Source organism: Thalassomonas actiniarum (assembly GCF_000948975.2).
GTDB lineage: Bacteria > Pseudomonadota > Gammaproteobacteria > Enterobacterales > Alteromonadaceae > Thalassomonas > Thalassomonas actiniarum.
In genome coordinates, this window is sequence record NZ_CP059735.1 from 2,721,320 (window position 1) to 2,739,614 (window position 18,295).

At 47.5% G+C, this 18,295-nt stretch carries 18 protein-coding genes; 11 read left to right on the forward strand and 7 right to left on the reverse strand.

Annotation, left to right across the window (positions count from 1 at the left end; all coding sequences use genetic code 11):
• The first annotated feature begins 94 nt into the window (after nt 1-94).
• From SG35_RS11810 to SG35_RS11825, 4 genes are all read left to right on the forward strand, one after another.
• On the forward strand, nt 95-235 hold the full coding sequence (locus SG35_RS11810; RefSeq protein WP_169749405.1) for a hypothetical protein: 141 nt from the start codon (nt 95-97) through the stop codon (nt 233-235).
• 450 nt (nt 236-685) lie between these two features.
• A complete protein-coding gene (locus SG35_RS11815; protein ID WP_152646519.1) occupies nt 686-1,753 on the forward strand; it encodes a hypothetical protein in 1,068 nt (355 codons plus the stop codon).
• A gap of 430 nt (nt 1,754-2,183) precedes the next feature.
• On the forward strand, nt 2,184-2,771 hold the full coding sequence (locus SG35_RS11820) for a cytochrome b (protein WP_044831552.1): 588 nt from the start codon (nt 2,184-2,186) through the stop codon (nt 2,769-2,771).
• A 129-nt stretch (nt 2,772-2,900) separates the two neighbouring features.
• On the forward strand, nt 2,901-3,272 hold the full coding sequence (locus SG35_RS11825) for a hypothetical protein (protein ID WP_044831553.1): 372 nt from the start codon (nt 2,901-2,903) through the stop codon (nt 3,270-3,272).
• 47 nt (nt 3,273-3,319) lie between these two features.
• Here SG35_RS11825 and SG35_RS11830 read toward each other — a convergent pair whose 3' ends face one another.
• Nucleotides 3,320-3,604, reverse strand: coding sequence for a hypothetical protein (locus SG35_RS11830; protein WP_044831554.1), 285 nt, complete (start codon nt 3,602-3,604; stop codon nt 3,320-3,322).
• 277 nt (nt 3,605-3,881) lie between these two features.
• Between SG35_RS11830 and SG35_RS11835 the strand changes: the two genes are divergently transcribed.
• The 4 genes from SG35_RS11835 (at nt 3,882) to SG35_RS11850 (ending at nt 10,720) form a co-directional block, all read left to right on the forward strand.
• Nucleotides 3,882-4,091: a hypothetical protein gene (locus SG35_RS11835; RefSeq protein ID WP_152646520.1), complete on the forward strand. Its 210-nt coding sequence runs from the start codon at nt 3,882-3,884 to the stop codon at nt 4,089-4,091.
• Between the two features lie 198 nt (nt 4,092-4,289).
• The gene (locus tag SG35_RS11840; protein ID WP_044831555.1) at nt 4,290-5,174 is read left to right on the forward strand and encodes an NPP1 family protein; all 885 of its coding nucleotides are present in this window, start codon (nt 4,290-4,292) and stop codon (nt 5,172-5,174) included.
• Nucleotides 5,175-5,636: 462 nt separating this feature from the next.
• Nucleotides 5,637-9,317 carry a multicopper oxidase family protein gene (locus SG35_RS11845; protein ID WP_053042859.1) on the forward strand — a complete coding sequence of 1,227 codons (3,681 nt, stop codon included), beginning with the start codon at nt 5,637-5,639 and terminating at the stop codon, nt 9,315-9,317.
• A gap of 5 nt (nt 9,318-9,322) precedes the next feature.
• Entirely contained in the window at nt 9,323-10,720 is a 1,398-nt protein-coding gene (locus SG35_RS11850; RefSeq protein ID WP_063888629.1) for a copper chaperone PCu(A)C domain-containing protein, read from the forward strand.
• Nucleotides 10,721-10,759: 39 nt separating this feature from the next.
• Here the strand turns inward: SG35_RS11850 and SG35_RS11855 are convergent, their stop codons facing one another.
• The 4 genes from SG35_RS11855 to SG35_RS11870 all read right to left on the reverse strand — a co-directional run bounded on the left by SG35_RS11855 (nt 10,760) and on the right by SG35_RS11870 (nt 13,156).
• Nucleotides 10,760-10,975 carry a hypothetical protein gene (locus SG35_RS11855; protein WP_044831556.1) on the reverse strand — a complete coding sequence of 72 codons (216 nt, stop codon included), beginning with the start codon at nt 10,973-10,975 and terminating at the stop codon, nt 10,760-10,762.
• A 199-nt stretch (nt 10,976-11,174) separates the two neighbouring features.
• Nucleotides 11,175-11,342 (reverse strand): hypothetical protein, encoded by a 168-nt coding sequence (locus tag SG35_RS11860; protein WP_160298243.1) that lies wholly within the window; start codon nt 11,340-11,342, stop codon nt 11,175-11,177.
• A gap of 38 nt (nt 11,343-11,380) precedes the next feature.
• The gene (locus tag SG35_RS11865; RefSeq protein WP_044831557.1) at nt 11,381-11,581 is read right to left on the reverse strand and encodes a hypothetical protein; all 201 of its coding nucleotides are present in this window, start codon (nt 11,579-11,581) and stop codon (nt 11,381-11,383) included.
• A gap of 423 nt (nt 11,582-12,004) precedes the next feature.
• Entirely contained in the window at nt 12,005-13,156 is a 1,152-nt protein-coding gene (locus SG35_RS11870) for a patatin-like phospholipase family protein (RefSeq protein WP_044831558.1), read from the reverse strand.
• Between the two features lie 110 nt (nt 13,157-13,266).
• On the opposite strand from SG35_RS11870, the gene SG35_RS11875 reads away from it, so the two are divergent.
• Nucleotides 13,267-13,470 (forward strand): GDCCVxC domain-containing (seleno)protein, encoded by a 204-nt coding sequence (locus tag SG35_RS11875; RefSeq protein WP_236702530.1) that lies wholly within the window; start codon nt 13,267-13,269, stop codon nt 13,468-13,470.
• A 138-nt stretch (nt 13,471-13,608) separates the two neighbouring features.
• Here the strand turns inward: SG35_RS11875 and SG35_RS11880 are convergent, their stop codons facing one another.
• A complete protein-coding gene (locus SG35_RS11880) occupies nt 13,609-14,826 on the reverse strand; it encodes a lanthionine synthetase C family protein (RefSeq protein WP_044831559.1) in 1,218 nt (405 codons plus the stop codon).
• 344 nt (nt 14,827-15,170) lie between these two features.
• Between SG35_RS11880 and SG35_RS11885 the strand changes: the two genes are divergently transcribed.
• Complete coding sequence (locus SG35_RS11885) at nt 15,171-16,244, forward strand: endonuclease/exonuclease/phosphatase family protein (RefSeq protein WP_063888631.1); 1,074 nt, start codon at nt 15,171-15,173, stop codon at nt 16,242-16,244.
• Nucleotides 16,245-16,262: 18 nt separating this feature from the next.
• Here the strand turns inward: SG35_RS11885 and SG35_RS11890 are convergent, their stop codons facing one another.
• A complete protein-coding gene (locus SG35_RS11890; protein WP_044831589.1) occupies nt 16,263-16,769 on the reverse strand; it encodes a hypothetical protein in 507 nt (168 codons plus the stop codon).
• A gap of 641 nt (nt 16,770-17,410) precedes the next feature.
• On the opposite strand from SG35_RS11890, the gene SG35_RS11895 reads away from it, so the two are divergent.
• A complete protein-coding gene (locus tag SG35_RS11895) occupies nt 17,411-17,833 on the forward strand; it encodes a hypothetical protein (RefSeq protein ID WP_044831560.1) in 423 nt (140 codons plus the stop codon).
• Nucleotides 17,834-18,295: the final 462 nt, after the last annotated feature.

Here is an 18,295-nt window from a genome sequence, read left to right on the forward strand (position 1 = left end):
TTTGTTATTTTGTTGACTTCGTGTGGAGGTTTGCTAGTTTAAAGGTGCACTTAAGCAACAAGTGTTTACTGATAATGATAATAAGGATGAAAAAATGAAACTTAAACTCAACAAGAAAAAGCTGAAAAACCTTTCTAAAGATAATAAAACCCTTCCTATGGAGATGACTGACAAAGTGGCTGGCGGTGCCAAAGAGATGCCAAATACCACATATATCGGCATTACCCACTGCTAATTATAAACAGTGAAACAGTAAGGGCGTGGTGCTTCAGACCACGCTGTTTATCACTCCCCAATTGCCTTGCAGGAGAGCATTTGAGGTGTTTTCCCCGGAAAATCTTCATTCCATCGCTTAAGTTCTCCTTGTTATTTTCCGTGCCCCAAAAATGGCAAACTTCTCAAGTTTGTTGAAATAACCGCTGTCAAATACCTGCTACCGGGTTAAAACCATGCGGGTCCGTTTTAACCCTCTGGGTCAAATCATATCCCTTGTCTGCCCAAACAGCTGATATTGGTCGAGCCTTTAAGGCAACAAAAATGACACCGGTTTAGCTTTTGTCGGTAAATCAGTTGTGTATATTCATCTGGGGGAGCCTTTTTATTGTGGCACCTTCATTGCCTGAGTCTTATTTGGGCAATGAAGATAACCGTCTTTATTCGTAGCCACCGAAAAGGAGTAATTTTTATGTTGAACCTTAGAAAACCTCAAGCTCCCCCGACAAAAGAACAAGCAACGACCAATATGCTTAAACGTATGGGGGTGGCAAATCCACGGCCCCGTGATATGAATCGTAATGTTATGTTGTCTCAGATCGAAAACTTTAATAAAAGCGATCTGAGCCCGCTGGTGGATCAGCAGCGTTATATGGTTTCTCCCCACCGTGATGTCACGAACTTTATGGCAAATTCGCGCGGTATGGGGATACAGGCATTACGGGATGATCATCCTATGGTAAGGCCTATTTTTAAGGATGTAGAGCAACGTGATGCCTTTCATCAGTTAGCCAAACAGAAGTTAAATGCCCCGGGGTTTATGAATCCCACCGAGCAGAAAACTTATCAGCAACTGCGTGACTGGTCTCATCAAGATAATGCCATGATGGATTTTGGCAGTGTCGATACCAAGCGTTCCCATCCGGTGGTTTTTGTTCAGGGGCACGGCTCTCCCGGCGATAAGAAAATTTATTCGGATGCCGATGAGGCAACGTCAGCAAAATCCGTTGCCTCTATGCTGGATAAGATGGGGTTGCCCAGCGTGAGCCAGCTGCGCGCAAATTCCTGCTTTAGCGGAACGGAAACGGATTTATCGAATATGCAGAATGTACCGCAAAAGTTTCGTGAGCAAACCATAGAGCAAAGTGCCGGTAAATGGAGTAAAACCTTTGCCGGTTCTCTGGAGCAGGAGTTAAATCAACCCAGCTATAAAACTCAATACCTAAGAAATAAATCACAGGTCGATAAAGTGATGGACAGGCCCTTGGGTAAATGGGGCCAGGTAAAAGCCTTCTTCAATCCTGACAATCTCACCCAAGAGCGTAAAGAAGCGATTGATGCCATGGGCAAGCGTCATAACCGGGTTGTCGGTTACATGGGGCCGACAACACAGGGGGCGGTGATATCGAAAAAGCGCGAGCAGTTCGGGAAAATTGGCTATCAAAAACATACCGCGGTTGTCTTTGGTCCTAAAGATAATCGAAGTTATTATAAACATGGTGATGTTTCCCGTGTTGGCCCGAGTGTACCCGGGAAATAATTTATCGGGGCACTTAGTGAGAATCAAAAGCACAATGCAGGGGATAAGGAGTAATATCTTTAAGGCAATTGTTATGCTCCATCCCCTGAAATGGATTGCCCTGTCTTGTGAGTCTTTTGACTAAAATGGCATTATGGCCAGGTGGTTGTCGCTTATAAGTCTTAGACGGCGTTCTCATATTTTTTGAACGGCTTTTATGTTCAGTTTTTCAGAGTGTTCGAAGGTAATCTTGCTTAATGTGTTGAAATGACTATTCAAATCAGAGTAACTTAGGGTATAACCAGCCATGGAAACCTGTTTGGCCGGATGAAATTAAGCCTGTTATAACGAGAAGCGACCTTTGGTTATATAAAGCTTTGCAGGCTTGATATGTATATGTCACAAAACCCCTTTAAAGGGGGTTATATACCTACCTGTTTTGGAGTATTGAATGGAATTTAAAAACACTGCTGATAATTACGGAACAATAGCAAAATGGTTGCACTGGGGCACGGCGGTGTTATTTTTAGCTTCGTATATGAGCGTTTATTACCGTCATTGGTTTACCGAGGAGAAAACGCCGGAAAACTGGACCGCGTTGCAGTTGCACTTATCAGTCGGGGTGACGATTGCGGTAGTGGTTGCGCTGCGACTGGTCTGGCGCCTGACTAACCGGGTACCGGATTTAGAGCCGGGTTCTAAGCTGGAACACCTGGCAGCACATGCCGGTCATTATGCCTTATATGCCATTATGATCATTATGCCCATTACCGGCTATGTGGGTACCGGGGTCAATACCGAGTATTTCTTTCTATTCGATATCCCGAAATTTGAAGAGACCCCGTTATTTGTATCACTAGTCAGCGAAGGCCTGGGGTTAAGCTTTAAGGAATTTGAAGCGCCGATAGACTTCATCCATAAAGAGATATTGGGCGCCTGGCTGGTGTGGATGCTGATATTGGCACATGTGATGGCAGCCCTGTATCACCAGTTCGTTAAAAAAGATCGCACCCTTGCCAAAATGACCACCAACAAATAGATTGCCGGTTAAGATAAGAAAACCATAAATCCCGTGCCTTCATGTCTGAAGGAATAGTGTACAGCAAGCCGAGCTGCTTTTCAGTATAAGGGCGGTACGGGTAAGAGTTAAAAGAGATAAATTGAGGAAATGATAGATAAATTACGATTGCTGGCATTAAAAGTTCAATGGTTTAAAGGAGTTGCGCTTGTTATTGGCTTGGCATCTTTAGCCTTGATTGCTTATATCCTGATAGGTAATACCGGTACAAGCCAGTATGACTACCTGCATATTCCCAGTGTGATTGCGCTATTATGGTCGGCACTGATTTATTGGTTGTTGTATACCTTTCCCGGCGTACCGGACAAAGCCCCCGGGGAGCTGGGTTTTTTCAAAAGGCTTGCGATTAACTTTAAAAGGTTTTTATATTCTGTGCTGGCGATTGTCGCTTTTGCTACGACTGCCGGGATCCTGGTGTTAACCATCCGTGGCTTGAGTGTCTGGCTGCAAAGTTACGGCTGACAAAGCAGCCGCATCTATACCGGATGTAAGCCAGGTTAGGTTAACGGTTATTGGGCATCCACTTTTGTTTGCAGGTGGCTTTTTATATCGGCAATGCCAAACATGGTCAGTCCTTCGTTAGACAAAGTGAACTTGGCGGATTTGGTTTCGACGATAAGTTTTTTATCCCGTAATACCGTGATAGCGCCGCGGTGGGTATCAAATTCATCATCGCTGGGATCTGTTGTGAACAGGCTTTTAAAGTCTATGCGTTTGCCGGTCGGGAATTCTGCGGCCAGGTGCCTGAGGATTGCTACGGCTGATTTGTCGAATTTCTCTAAATTAATATCCATTTTCTTCCTCTTAAATCAAGTTGTTAGCTAGTTTAGCTTATCAGGGCCCGACTGGGAGTTCAATGAAACCTTTGTATAAAATATCAGCGAAAAGTGCTCTGGTATTTTCCCTTTTTTATTCTTGCACCGGATGTTGATTACGATCATAAGACAGCGATATATATTTCATTTGTGTATTCAAGATGTTGACGAAAGGTTAAGTGTTGGCTAATTTATATTCTGCTGTGTGAAATTTGTTCGGCAGCTGTTCATAAATTTAAAATAATAAGGATATATCGTGAAATTAAAACTGAATAAGAAAAAGTTAAAAAACCTATCACGAGACAATAAAGCTCTGCCGGCGGCAGTGACGCCTCAGGTTGGCGGTGCCGGTCCTATACCGACAGTAGTGGCTTGTGGCCCGAATACCGATGTATTTAACGGCTGTCCAACCAATAGCAGGTGTTTTTCGACTCCATGGGAAGCCTGTATAAATCCCGAAATGTAAACCAGGGCGATAGCTGGTTATTTTACGGTTGCCGATTTCCCCTTCGGCCGCCGTATTTAACTTGCCGTTTGTAAAAGTTCTTGATTAATAACGAATCCCTCTATATTGTACGCATCGCCACCCGGGAAGGGTGACTAAGTTGCTCACAGATAAGCGTTAAAATTTGCCCCCGTGCTGTTTTAAATAAAAGGGAAAAAAATGAAAAAAATGACAACTAACCTCCTGAAAATCTTACCTCTTTCTGCCTTGCTTGGCATTTCTTTTTCGGCCTTGTCCGCCGATTTTCGTTATGATGAAAAATTAGATCGGGCGGTTGAGGAACCTTACTTATTGGAATATCAGGGGCATACCTATATCCGTAAGGACAGTACTTATCGCAACAGCCAGGTAGTGGAAAGCCAGGCGCCGGTTTGGGATTTTGACGGTGACGGCTGTTATGCCGCCGCGGCGTTTGACCGCAGCGCAGTGGCTAATCCGGGCTTGAAGATCAGCGGCGGCGTCAGCGACAATTGCCAGTTCAGCGATTTTTATAACGAGTCAAATACCTATCACAGGCATGCCTGTGTCGAGCAGGGCGGTATAGAATATTGTGCCAACATGTATGCCCTGTATTTTATCAAAGATCAGGCATCTTTCTGGTTTGGTCACAGACACGACCTTGAACATGTCATCACCTGGTTTGTCAATGGCGTGATGACCCATGTCAGTGCCAGTGCCCATGGCGATTATGACGCCCGCAGCGTGGATGAGGTTGAATTTATCGGCGAACATCCGGCCATTGTTTATCACAAGGACAGTATTTTAACCCATGCCTTTCGTTTTGCCCGTGCCAGCGATGTTGCCGAGCCGGAAGCGCCGGGGGCATTTCTGACACCAACAATTGTGAGCTATGCCATGATCAAAGGGGATGGCAGCGCAGATAATGCCGTGTTCCGGCAGTTGATCAATAACAGTGATTTCGGCAATGCCAGTTTTGATTTTAGAAACAGCAATTTCCAAAGCAAGCTTAATGAGTTCAAACCGTCGGCTTACCCGGCTTTTACCGCAGACAGCATTCATGCTTACTTTGATCTCACCGAATAATCGCTTAACAACCCGGGTAGATAAGTCAAAACCGACTTAATAAGATAATAGATAAGCTTTTTATCCTGAAAAAATAAAGACCGCGGCTTTACAGCTCAAGCCGCGGTCTTTTTTTGTGCTCACAGGTTTGCCCGAGGTCTTTTTCCCACCTATGCTTGTTAATTACTTCCCGATGAAATCCAGGGGAGAATGGCAGGGAGCATTGTTTTGTTCCATGGCCATTTTCCTGTGCCACTGCAAAACATCCACTGCACTTGCCGACAACCAATAACACTATACTTTGGAAAGTATTGAGTGCCTAAGTTAATTCTTTGTTCTTACCGGGCTACAGGTAAGGGCTAGAGGTGTATAGGTGATTTCATGAGCTTATTACAAAAAAAACACTGTCCGTTTTTATCTTTGTCGCTTTATTCATTTCCCTCTCTTTTCAGACCCGTATTCACTCACCTAAGGCCTGTTGTGATGCTCTTGGCTTTATCGCTGGTGTTTGCTGCTGTGCCTGGGTGTAAATGGGAATTAAATAGCGGTAGCGACGATAATACAGAGGTGGCAGAAGAAGATGCTTCCCTGCCAACGGGGCCGGTATTTGGTGACCTGCCCGGTGATCTGCCTGAGGCCAATAAAGGGGCTTTTGAAGGAGGCGCAACCGGTACCAGCGAAGATACCACCATAACCAATGTTTTGCCCAAGGGCAGTTTGCAGGATAACGGTTATTTTAATATCCCCACCAATGGCGCCCCCAGTCCCTTGTTTGGCGCCTTGCCCTTCAGTCAGCCGATGCTGCGTTTTGAAGAGTTTGGTCTGGAGCCGTTAAACCTGGATAACAATAAACCCGGCAACTGGCAGTCGCTGCCAACGCCGCCAGACAGCCAAAGCCTGCCCGATGGCGAGCAGCTAGACAACTTCCTGAGCCAGGGGATTTGGCCGCTGCCGACCGTGGCCGCCAATACCCGGGAGTTAAATCCCTGGCAAGGGCATATCCAGCGATATCTCGGCCGGGCGCTTGATAAGCCGCCCGCCGAAGGGCGGCCACCGGGTTTAGGCTGGTCGCACCAACGCTGGTCTGATTTTACCCCGACACGTTATTTTCAGACCGCGACCACAGGCGCCCGCCTTAACGGCGGTCTCAGGGATAATAAACAGGATCATCAATACCAAGTGGGAGAATTTGCCCCCGGCGGGCTTTATCATGAGAATGTCGGCGGGGCAGGTACTACGGCCGGCATTCCGGTGCGGTTCCATCCGAATATGCCGCAGCAAGGGCCAACCACCTTGTGGACCTTTGACGGCACTTTTCCCCCCAAGCTGCTGAAAGTGCGTTACGGCGAGCCGCTTATTATGCGCCACTATAATGCCTTGCCCATCGATGTTTCCGCCAACCGCGGCTTTGGCGTACATACCCTGAGTACCCATGAGCATAACGGCCATAACCCGGCGGAAAGTGACGGTTATACCAATGCTTTCTTTTTCCCCGGACAATTCTTTGATTACCGCTGGCCTATGGTACTGGCCGGTTACGATTCGATTAATCGCGATGCAAAGGAGCCCAGGGCGGGTAGTCCGGACGGTCAGGGGGGCATAGTTAATTTGCGCGGCGACTGGCGCGAAACCATGAGTACTCACTGGTTCCATGATCATATGCTCGATTTTACCGCGCAAAATGTCTACAAGGGCAGCGTTGCCATGATGAATTATTACAGCGCCCTCGATCGCGGCAATGAAGCCCTCGACGATGGCGTGAATTTGCGTCTGCCCAGCGGCAGCGCCCTGGACTGGGGCAACCGGGATTATGATGTTAATTTGCTGCTGGCGGAAAAGGCATGGGACAGCGAAGGCCAGCTCTGGTTTAATCCTTTTAATGTCAAAGGCTTTGTCGGTGATGTCATGACAGTGAACTGGCTTTACAAACCATATTTTGACGTGCGCGCCCGCCAATACCGTTTTCGCATTTTAAACGGCTCGGTATCGCGCTATTTTAAACTGGCGCTGGTGGATGAAGCAGGGGAGCCGGTACCTTTTTATCTGATCGCCAATGACGGTAATATCATGGAGCATACCGTTTATTTTGAAAACGGCGAATTGCCCACCCTGGGCATCGCCGAGCGTTATGACATTATCGTGGATTTCAGCGCCTTTAAAGCCGGTGACAAGCTTTATTTTGTCAATATGTTGCAGCATAAAAACGGCCAGGTCACCGATAAGGTGATCCCGCTTGGGGACATTATCAGCGGTGATTATTATGCCCTCCCTTATGATGATGAGGATGACGGCCAGGTCGATCGCTGGATGCACGGCGATCCCGTGGTGGGCAAGTTTCTTGAGTTTCGCGTGCAACCTTACCAGGGAGAAGATAAAAGTATGGATCCCGCCGACTTTGTTGCCGGTAAGAAAACCCTGATCCCCTTAAACCGTCCCGATGAGAGTGAGCTGGCCAATGCCCTGCACCGCACCTTTGAATTTGAACGTCAGCCCACAGATGAAAAGCCCTGGGTGATAGAAACCGACGGCGGCAAAGGGCTGAGCATGGATCCCCGCAGGCTCAGTGCGGCGCCGGATAAGAACTCGGGTGGTATCGAAGTCTGGCGTTTGGTCAACAGCGGCAGCTGGAGCCACCCGGTACATATCCATTTCGAAGAAGGCATCATTTTAAGGCGTGACGGTAAAGAGCCGCCGGAATGGGAAAAGTGGGCACGCAAGGATGTCTACCGGCTCGGTCCGCAGGAAGATAGCGGCAGCATAATAGAGATTGCTTTTCGTTTTCGGGAATTTGCCGGTACCTATATGGAGCATTGTCATAATACCCAGCATGAAGATCATGCGATGTTGCTGCGCTGGGATGTGGAGAACCCCGGGCAAACCAAGCTGATGCCAACGCCAATTCCTTCCTGGGACGGGGTCGGTTATGTCGATACCGTGGCGCTGCCGACAGCAAGAACCGGTGACGGCACAGGTCAGTTCGGCCCTGAGCTTGAGCCGGTATCTGTCTGGGTAAAAGGGACAGAAATCGGTGAGCTGGATAATCTTCGCGATAATCCTATCGGCGATGCTTTATCGGCAGTGCCGCCGGATAATGAACGGGGCACGGCGACTTTTGCCTTGAAGCAGGGCATCAATATTGACGAGCAGGGACAAGAAACCCGGGTCTGGTACTTTTTGCATGATGTCAGCGACAAGGCGCTGGCAGATGAGTTAGGGCTGGCCTGGGCCGGGGCGCTGGCGAAAACCCCCGAAGCGGCTTTGGGCCTGGCATCGGTATCGGCTGAGGGACAGTGGACCTTTTACGGTGACTTGCCAAATCCCGTCTGGGCCAATGATGAAAACCCCGAAGGTATTCCCGAGGTTGATGATAACAACAGCTATTCGCCGCTGCGCCGGGTCAACTATAACGGTAAAGACGTGATCTTTAATGCCGTGATCATTAAGTGGGGAGATAAACCCTGGCAGCAAAACCGCATCGATAAATCCTGCCGCGGTTTTCCGGATCTGCCTGCCAATACGCAATGTTTATACAACGGCGAAGTTTGGGGCGGCTTAAATGCCTCCGGCCATGTGCTTGCGCTGGAGACCGCAGGGGAAAATCCCCATGTGACCTTCAAGCTGCATAAATCCTGGGCCGGGGAAGGGGACTATCTGCCTTATTATATTGTGCTTGATACTTTTCCCTTTGGCCCGGCAAAAGCCATGGGGGTGCCTTATGTGCCTAAGCATCAATTTCTCGGTGCGGTAGCCGTGCCGCTGATCCAGTTTATACCGCCGGCGCCGATACGCAGCAGTTATCCGCCCACGCCAAGCGACGGCATGGGTTTGCTCGGCGGCGGGCCGTTTGGCAGCCAGGTGGGGGTACCTTCCTACTTTATGCCGGAAGATGATTATAGCCCCATGTGGCATATCGGCTTCGCCCACTGGTTGACGCCGGCGATAGACAGCGTCGGTGTCGTCAAAGGCCTGGAGCAAGTGAAAGAGTTGCGTGCCAAAGGTGAACTGGAAGTATTGGAGTTTCCGCCGCCGCCGAATATCGGCCTTAACAATTATGATTTTGAAAACCTCAACTCTCCCCATGTGGTCAACTGTCCGGTGCCGATGACAGTGGATAAGCTGGTGCATGATGCCCGTAATGCCGGCAAAGCCGATAACGGGGAGTAGTTAAGATGTCTCAATATCAACCCCGTTTGCAAATGAGTGTGGTGCTGTTGGCTGTGTTCACTCTCTCGAGCAGTTTTCAAGTCCTGAGCGCAGCGAGTCCCTGGGGGGCAAACTATTTTCCCAATACCCTGTTAACGACCCATGAAGGAAGAAAAGTCAGGTTTTTTGATGACTTGATCAAAGATAAAACCGTGGTCATTAATTTTATCTATACCGCCTGCCCGGATACTTGTCCGCTGGAAACCGCCCAGCTTATCCGGGTGCAGAACATCCTGGGCAACCGGTTGGGGAAAGATGTGTTTTTCTATTCGATTTCTATCGACCCGAAAACCGATACCCCGGAAGTCCTTGATGCCTATCGCAGCCGCTTCGGCGCTAAATGGACCTTTCTTACCGGCAATGAAGACGATATCAGCAGGCTGCGCCGCAAGCTGGGGTTATATATCGAGGAAATTCAGGACGGCTCTTTAAATCACAATGTCAGTATGATCATCGGCAATCAAAGCACAGGTCGCTGGATGAAACGGTCGCCGTTTGAAAACCCCTATGTGTTGGCGGATCAAATTGGCAACTGGCTGAGCGACTGGAAGTCTGCCAAGCCGTTAACGGATTATGCCAGTGCGCCCAAGCTGCGCAACCTTGCCACAGGAGAGCAGCTTTTTCGTACCCGCTGCCAGAACTGTCATAACATCTCCGGGGCAAGTAGCGGGGCAGACAGCAGGGCAGGCAGCGGCACAAGCAGTAGCGAAAAGACCGGACAAAAAGTGCCGGTAGCCTTGGGGCCTGATTTATTTGCCGTGAGTCAAAGACGGGAAAAAAACTGGTTGGTTAGCTGGATAATGGCGCCGGATAAAATGTTAGCAGAGAAAGATCCCATTGCCATGTCCCTCTACCTGCAATATGACCGCCTGGCTATGCCTAATATGCGGCTAACCTATAAGGAGACCATGCAAATACTTGCCTTTATCAAGAAGGAAAGCGAGCGTATAGCCGCATCCGGGCCGGTAAAAGCACCGGGTAGCCAGCGCAGCAGTGACGATAAAGTGGTGAAGATTGTCAATGCCTGGGTGCGCCAGGCTTTACCTGAGGCTAAGGTTAATGCCGGTTATCTGACCTTGATTAATCCCACCGGGCAGGAGCTGACGCTGGTGAAAGTGGAAAGTGATGCTTTTAGCCAGATAGAAATCCATGAAATGGCAATGCAAGACGGCCTGATGGCGATGCAAAAACTCAATGAGTTGTTAGTGCCTGCATTCGGGCAGGCGGCATTGCTGCCCGGCGGTAAACATTTAATGCTCAAGTCGCCGCGAAAGCCGTTAAATAAAGATGACAGCATTAAGCTAACGTTAAAATTTAAATCCGGCTGGCAGCAAAACGTTTCGGTGAAGGTGGCGGCAAAATAACCAAGTGCTTTTCCCGGCAAGGGAAGCCGGGGTCATGCATTAACATTTCCCTTTGATAAAGGTCTGGTAATCCTGATGGATGACTTTGGCCTGCTCCAGTGCACTTTCCAGGCTGCCGGCGATATTACGGCCGGATAGCCAGATTTTTATTGCCAGATCGGCGATAAACTTGCGTTCATTAATATCGGTAATGTCCTGGCTTTGGGCAATAATTCTTTTTAATTGGGCATTTGTATCGGGTACTTGGGCTAACATCTTGGTGTCCTTATGAGAGGGGTAAAGTTGTGATTAAGATATCATTTTGCTGATTTTCGCAAAGGGCAAAATTGACCGCTCGGGTAAACTGAGGAATTATCTGGGCTTCTCTTAGGCCTTTACCAAAGGTTGGAATAAGGCAGGGGAAAGCTTATGCCCGGGATGATTGCCGCGAGCAACGAGCTGAGGCATAGGAAAACTATTTTTTCTTGCGAAGAATGAGCACAACAATGGCGACCATCACCAGTAGCACTAAACCGGCATAAATGATCCCTTGTTGCTCCGGGCCCAGGCGAAAGCTGGCACTGCCCGGCTGTGAATACGTGTTTTGCTGAATACTTTCCTGGGTTGTTGCGCTTGTGTTCAAAATAATTCTCCCTGCTTGCTTGATAAGGCTAGAGCTTGCTAATCACCCGTAGGCGGGGCTAATGTCAGCGTTAACTCATCGACAAATTTTTGATCTTCTTCCTGGGCCTTCAATTGCAGGTCAATGAATTTTGCCGTGTGCCGGCAATGGGGACAAGTGACTAGTTCAAACGGGCCGGTATTAGGCGGCAGTTGAATATTGTCTTTACATTGAGCGCAAGTGATAGTCGAAGTATACATAAGGTCAATCCTTTGCCTGAGATGTTTTTCCTTCTTAAAAATAATGTAGCAGTGGCAATTGAGGGTTTCAATAATCCCGGTGTTTTATTGGTGTTTTGTCTGTTATTTTTTGAGATGGCTTTATGTTTTTAGTATGTAAAATTGTAGCTGTAACTTATTGCTGTAATTTAGGAACTTAGCTTAAGGTGTTTAAAATTCTGGACAAAAACGAATAATATTGAGCAGTTAATTCTTAACCGAGGGCCTTTGTTTAGAAGAAAATTTAGCCAAAAGCGCTATAATTAAATTGTTTCATGAAGCTGGGTATGGATACATTTTTTTTGCTTCTCTTCGCTCATTGATGTCCCCGTTAATGAGCGATTTTTTGATTGGTCTTTTTATTTTTTGATGATTACCCTGTTGTTATCGCAAGCAGGGTTTTCTTTACAGGGATAAGAATTTTCTGATCTGAGTCTCTTTTTCCATCGCATCCTCAAACCCCAGCTTGATCAGGTGTTTGCAGTATTTTTGCTCAAACAGCAGATAGCTGGTGATGCTCGACTCCGAGTCCTCCCTGATACCGATACAGCGCAGCAACATGCGGATGGATAAAGGTAACTCGTCAAAATATTTGCTGGCGATGGCATTAAAATCATGGCTGGGATTCAGTACCAGGCTGTCGATATGCTTGAGTCCCTCGTGGCTTTTCCGCTGCTTTTCGGGAATAAGCGACAAGGTGGCATTTATCCGCCGCATACGCTCAAGATCACTTTGCAGGGTATCGGCAAAAACCGTATCTAACATATGTCCGGCGATGGTCGCGCTGGTGGGGGGATGGGGGTTGTTTTCCATGGCATGGCGCGGCTCTTTCGGCTGTTCGACCCCGACGATAAACAAACGCTCGGCGCCTAAATGAATGGCCGGACTCAAAGGGGAAAGCTGATGCACCGAGCCATCGCCGAAATGTTCGGTTTGCAGCTTGATGGAGGGAAAAATCATCGGGATGGCGGCAGAAGCCATTAAATGTTCGCTGTTAATTTTTCCGACCTGGCCCCGTCTTTTCGCGCGGTGCCAGGGGGGAATTGCCCGCTCGGACTGATAGAAACTGATGGAGTCGCCGCTGCTGTAGCTTGATGCGGTGACGGACACGGCATCTAAGTAGCCGCGCAGGATATTGGCGTCTATGCGTTTAAAATCCACCACTAAATTGAGCAGATCCCTCAGCGGGGCATTATTTAACAGACTGCGGGCGGTTTTCGTGGCGTAATCGGCCTGGAAGCTGGCCAGCATACCTTTGCTGATATTGCCAAAGACCCGCAGCGGATCGCTATGGTAGATGCGGTTGGTTTTCAGGTTTTTCCACACCCATTCCAGTTTTTTTACCCCGAGGTGGAAGCAGGAAGCGTAACAGGCCAGGCCCGTGGTATTGATGGCGCCGGCGGATGTGCCCGCCAAAATAGGGAAGGGGATACCGTGATTTCTCGGCACGAATTTCGCGATAGCCGTCAGCACCCCGACCTGGTAGGCGGCACGTGCACCGCCGCCGGTTAATACCAGGGCATTTTTAGAATCTTTATAGGTTCTTTTATTCGACATAAATCCGATATTTTTTTCTTATATAGTTATATCTTTTATAGTTGTCAGTGTAATGAGTTTTTTAAAATCAGGCCAGGGCTAATTCCATGCCCGGATCTATGGGTGTGAAGATGATACTTGTTTCAAAAATTATTTGTCCCGAATGCGGTTTTCAGCAGGAAGAAACCATGCCGGCCAATGCCTGCTGGTATTATTATCAGTGCAATAGCTGCCAGGTCTGGCTGAAACCCTTAAAGGGGGATTGTTGTGTTTTTTGCTCTTTTGGCACGGTTAAATGCCCGCCGGTACAGCTTGGCGATAACTGTGGTCATTAACTTCGGCAGTCATCAGGGCATCTTTTATCGCCGGTGAAAGCTTGCACTTGTTGTCTTGAAGCGGAGCTAACGGAGGTTATTGCTGTTGCTACCCGTTAGCTTGTCAAACTTTTGTCTGGGCTGCACCCAGGGTTTTGCTTAAGCCATCAGCAAGGAATCCACCCAGTCGGTATCGCCGGTTAAGGCCGATAGCAGACACAGGCCGATCCCTGTGTAGCCCATTAATAATCCGGTATCTTCTTCGTGCTCTTTGGTAACGCCGGAAAACATATAAAATCCTTTTAAGCCTTTTTCCCGGTAGTCGTCCAGGGTGATATCCAGCCATTTATTTGCCGTGTGCAATAATTTTTCTTCACCAAGGTGTTGATGCAATAACTGAAAAACCAGGGCGATGCCGGCACTGCCGTGACATAAACCGGCATCATTGACCATACCGTTATCCTGGTCGCGCCCGGCGGCATGTAAGCTGATTTCCTTGGCTTTTTCCAGGTAAGAAGGCAGTTCCAGCGCCTGGCCGACCCGCGCCAGGGTTAAGGCTATGGTCAGATCGCCGTAACACCAGCCCAAACGTGAAATGTGCTGCTCGTTACACGAAGAGCCAAAACAGCTGCCTAACTTATGCTTATCCAGCTCCTGTGCCATTAACCAGTCACAGCTTTGGAGCAGCAAAGATTTGCTACGCTGGTGTAAAGCCGGTATTTTTAATGCCGGTAGCAAGGCGGCAATGATCCCGGGGACGCCATGGGCCAGGCCGAGGTTAAATTCAGGGGTCTCTTTCTCTTCCTTATTGAAGCGATAAACCGAGTCTGCCGGTTGTGACCAGGTCAGGGTGTGTTCGGTCACCTGCACGGCTGCCTGTTCAAAATGGCTGACTAAAGTTTCAAATAAATCGGCAGAGGGTGATTTCAATAAACGTCTGGCAGCATAGACGGCAACGCCCCCCAAACCCAGCACCATTTCTATTTCGCCCGGCCAGGGAGTCTGCGACAGGCTTTCTTGTAATAGGCTGTCGATTTCTTCACACATCTCGGGATCATAATCGTCCCCCTGAGCCTGGTTGAGATATTCCAGCAACCAGCCCTGTCCGCTGAGGCCGCTGCTTAAATCGTTATAATGAATATGGGCGGCCAGTTGCTGCTGTAAAAATTCCAGTTTGTCATCAAAGACTTCTTCATTGACCAGCCTGGCGTCAAATACGCTGAGTTTATATAAAAACAACAGGTTTCCGCTTAAACCGCTCAATAAACCACAAAAGCCCGGATTTGAGGGTAAAGTTGCGACGGTGTCGCCGAGTTGTTTGAGAATTTGCTCGATAAGCGGGCGGTTTTCAATGGCTGACGATAATGCAGGAGACATCAAAACATCCTTATTTTTGGTTATTATTTTGGGTTCTTTGCCTGGTCTCTTATCTGAGGTGCTTTATTGCTTAACTCTCTGATAAACCAAGGTAGAGACAATTTAGCCTAATTAAAAAAATTTCACCACGGTTTTTATTCAAGTATCATAAATAACCCCTGGTTCATCTTTACAGCCAGGTTTATTGCCTGTATTCATCAAGTTGGCAAAGAAATAAAACGATAAACTCATTTACAGCAGCAGCTTTGCCCCTTAAGGTAAGACATGCTGAGCGCTTTATGCTTACATCCTATTTTCGGGGAACTGTTTTCAGGGAATGGGAGTTTAATCATCAGGGAAATCATTTGTCAGAAAAAAAGCCGCAACCACAAAAGCCTGCCGATACGCTTGTTCCTCAATCCCAGATAAAAATAGCAAGTTTTAACCTGTTCAATTATCTTGAACCCCCCAACGCATTTTATGAATTCCAGCGTATCTACAGTGCACAGCAGTGGCGTAAAAAACAACAGTGGATAGTTGATTATTTAAAAGCGCATCAACCGGATGTGATCGGCTTTCAGGAGGTCTTTAGTCCCGATGCTTTAAAAGTATTATTGGCTGGGCAGGGTTACCCTTATTTTCATGTTGTGGACCAACCCCAGGTCGCGGACGATTTTATTTATTCGCATCCTGTGGTGGCTATTGCTTCCCGTTATCCTGTGGCTGAAGCTGCATCGGTAGTGCCTGATGCTGAACTTGCTAAAACCATGGGACTTAAAGCGGGCTTTGCTTTTAGCCGCAAGGTGCTCAGGGCGACGGTGGATTTGCCCCATATGGGTCTTTGCGACTGTTATGTGGTTCATTTTAAATCCAAGCGTCCCTTGTTTGAGTACGAACCTGCTAAAGCCCTGTCAGCTGAAAAAAATACCCTTGAGCAGCTTAAAGCCCAGGTCGCAGGAGGCTGGGGGGCAGCAATACAAAGAGGCAGTGAAGCGGCATTGCTGTTTGTTGAGATGATCAGCCGGCGCGAACTGAGCGGCTTGCCAATGATCCTGATGGGGGATTTTAATAACAGCCTGGCCCAGGAGGAACTGGTATTTTTAATAACGAAAACACTACGGGCTGATACTGTCGAAGGCGGTGAAGTTTATCTGGAAAAATATTGCTTGCAGGATGCCTGGGACATGTTTCAGGCATTGGCGAAGAGCAGGGGAAAGGCTGAACCAATCCGCCAGTCCAGTCATTATTACGGCGCTAAAGGCTCGGTCCTGGACTATATTTTGCTCTCCCGTGAATTTGATGCCGGTTATCAATTAAGCCTGTTCGAGGTCAGCGGTTATGAAACTTATGATCGCCATTTGATTAACCCCATTTTTGACCGGGACGGCGAAAGTAGCGATCACGGCATCCTGCTGGTGACCCTGACATTGCGTGAATAATGAAACAAGAGCCGGGAGTTAGACCAAAAATACGCTGTTGGTGGGAAATTTTTGGATCTTTTTCGGATTTTGTAAATCAAGCCTTTCGGTAATATGCACTTGTACCTGTGAGCCCACCAGCTGTAACAGGTATCCCCGGGCGATCAGATGGTCTTTTGATATTTTTGAGTAGATATTGACTTTTCGGCCGATGGCAGACTGCAGGCGGCCAAAACGAAAGTCAGGGGCTTTTATATCCGGCAGGTTTTCCTGCTCGGCAAACAAACCGGTACAGAACTCTCTGGCTTTGCGCAGCAGATCATGGGCAACTTTAACAATATCGACATTACGTAAAAAATGGCTGAAGGCGACCTTACGTTGTTCAAACTCAATATTGATATCAGGCAGTCTTTTATTTTGCGCCCATTGACGGATCACCTGGTATTTATCTTTGGCCATACTGATAAAAGTAGTGCTGGCGCCTGTCATCTTGCTGCGCCAGACAATGCGATAAGCATCTTGTCCTAACTGGTATAATTCAACCATGATACTACCGAACTGCATGGTATTCGTGGGGGCATTACCTTTTGTTTTTCTATGATACCGGATGGGGCTGAACATAGTTGTCACGACTAACCTCTGTACATCTTATTCTTATTTATTTCCCGTCTATGCGGGATTATTGCTCCTTAGTTGAACCAGATAATGTCTGCAGTGACAGGCCATACGGCTGTGACGCCACTTTGCTCCTGATTTATCCTGCTTTTCTTTATCGGTCACGGGAGCATAACCTTGAGAATTTTAGCTGGCATTCCCCTATTGCCCGTTGATAACAAGGAGGCTGTAAATCAACTGGTCGTGCAGTGTAACACTGAAACGTGCAAGATTATTGAAGAATTCTCAAAAAGTTATCCTTTTGGGGGATTTTTAAGCGTTAGGAAAACCAGGTTTGGGTGGAAAGTAAAAGTATTTTCCCGCTTAAAAAAGCAGGTAATGACTTGAAACACAGAGACAAGCTTTGAAACACTCACCTTCTGGTATGAATAAATTTTCCTTGCTATATCTATTATCACCTCCTGGAATTGACTCCGGCAGGTTGTTCTAGCCCGTATTGTTAGGTTGATTCCTCTCATACGATCTAACAAGCAGTAATACGGAACATAAAATTAATATAAAAAGGAAAATTTATGCTAGCTAATAAAAAAACTTTACTTGCTGCCCTGGTACTTGCTTCTTCATCATTTGCCGCTGCTGCGAGCGATGACGGTGTAGAAAAATATAGCGACTCCCTGGTTTATTTGAAATGTATAGGCGGTGCCTGTACTCCGGGGACGACTACGCCTTTTCGCGCCATGACCGTTTATTACAAATATGAAGTTGGTACGCCACCGCACAGTGAAGCAAGACTTTATTGGAATCAGAATGTGCCGGCCGGTATTGCTGCCGGTCGCGATATTGCCCATACTGTTGCCGGTGCTTGCCCGGCAGGCAGCGTGAACAGTGAACTGACGGCAACCTGGTATTTATCTGACTTTAAGCCGGTGACCGCCAAGGCAGTCGACTGTGATAATAAAGAATATTTCTACTCGGTACATGAGTTTGATTTTTAATAACTCAATTGATTAAAAATACCTTACTAATATAGGGATCGGCCGATCCCTATTCAATGTTCTTTCTTTCATTGACGGCTAAGCCGTTGCTGACATTATTTCCTGCTTCGCACCAGTTAAGCCTTTGACTTTGAGCCTTTATGCTATCTCTGATTTGACGGTCATTTGCTTTTCCGGCCTCAGCCCGGGTGCTAAGGTTTATCATGTTTGATGAGAGGATGAAGTCATGCTGCGAATATTTCCTGAGCGGACAGTGGCTCTGTGCGGCTATAATACCAATTGCATTAAGTAGATGAGCAAAATTCGGTGAGGATAAATTTTCAAGAAACCCTTTTATCGTTCCAGACTAAAGCTAAGCACCTGCATCCATGCAGGCGAGGCGTTTGATTGAGCAATCGCAAGCTATTGTGATTGAAAACAACGCAGGACTTGGAGATTTAGACCATCGAAGATGGTTAGATA

Coding starts and splice junctions, on each gene's coding strand:
- SG35_RS11810 (WP_169749405.1), top strand. CDS start 95: ATGAAACTTAAACTCAACAAGAAAAAGCTGAAAAACCTTTCTAAAGAT.
- SG35_RS11815 (WP_152646519.1), top strand. CDS start 686: ATGTTGAACCTTAGAAAACCTCAAGCTCCCCCGACAAAAGAACAAGCA.
- SG35_RS11820 (WP_044831552.1), top strand. CDS start 2,184: ATGGAATTTAAAAACACTGCTGATAATTACGGAACAATAGCAAAATGG.
- SG35_RS11825 (WP_044831553.1), top strand. CDS start 2,901: ATGATAGATAAATTACGATTGCTGGCATTAAAAGTTCAATGGTTTAAA.
- SG35_RS11830 (WP_044831554.1), bottom strand. CDS start 3,604: ATGGATATTAATTTAGAGAAATTCGACAAATCAGCCGTAGCAATCCTC.
- SG35_RS11840 (WP_044831555.1), top strand. CDS start 4,290: ATGAAAAAAATGACAACTAACCTCCTGAAAATCTTACCTCTTTCTGCC.
- SG35_RS11845 (WP_053042859.1), top strand. CDS start 5,637: ATGCTCTTGGCTTTATCGCTGGTGTTTGCTGCTGTGCCTGGGTGTAAA.
- SG35_RS11850 (WP_063888629.1), top strand. CDS start 9,323: ATGTCTCAATATCAACCCCGTTTGCAAATGAGTGTGGTGCTGTTGGCT.
- SG35_RS11855 (WP_044831556.1), bottom strand. CDS start 10,975: ATGTTAGCCCAAGTACCCGATACAAATGCCCAATTAAAAAGAATTATT.
- SG35_RS11865 (WP_044831557.1), bottom strand. CDS start 11,581: ATGTATACTTCGACTATCACTTGCGCTCAATGTAAAGACAATATTCAA.
- SG35_RS11870 (WP_044831558.1), bottom strand. CDS start 13,156: ATGTCGAATAAAAGAACCTATAAAGATTCTAAAAATGCCCTGGTATTA.
- SG35_RS11875 (WP_236702530.1), top strand. CDS start 13,267: ATGATACTTGTTTCAAAAATTATTTGTCCCGAATGCGGTTTTCAGCAG.
- SG35_RS11880 (WP_044831559.1), bottom strand. CDS start 14,826: ATGTCTCCTGCATTATCGTCAGCCATTGAAAACCGCCCGCTTATCGAG.
- SG35_RS11890 (WP_044831589.1), bottom strand. CDS start 16,769: ATGGTTGAATTATACCAGTTAGGACAAGATGCTTATCGCATTGTCTGG.
- SG35_RS11895 (WP_044831560.1), top strand. CDS start 17,411: ATGCTAGCTAATAAAAAAACTTTACTTGCTGCCCTGGTACTTGCTTCT.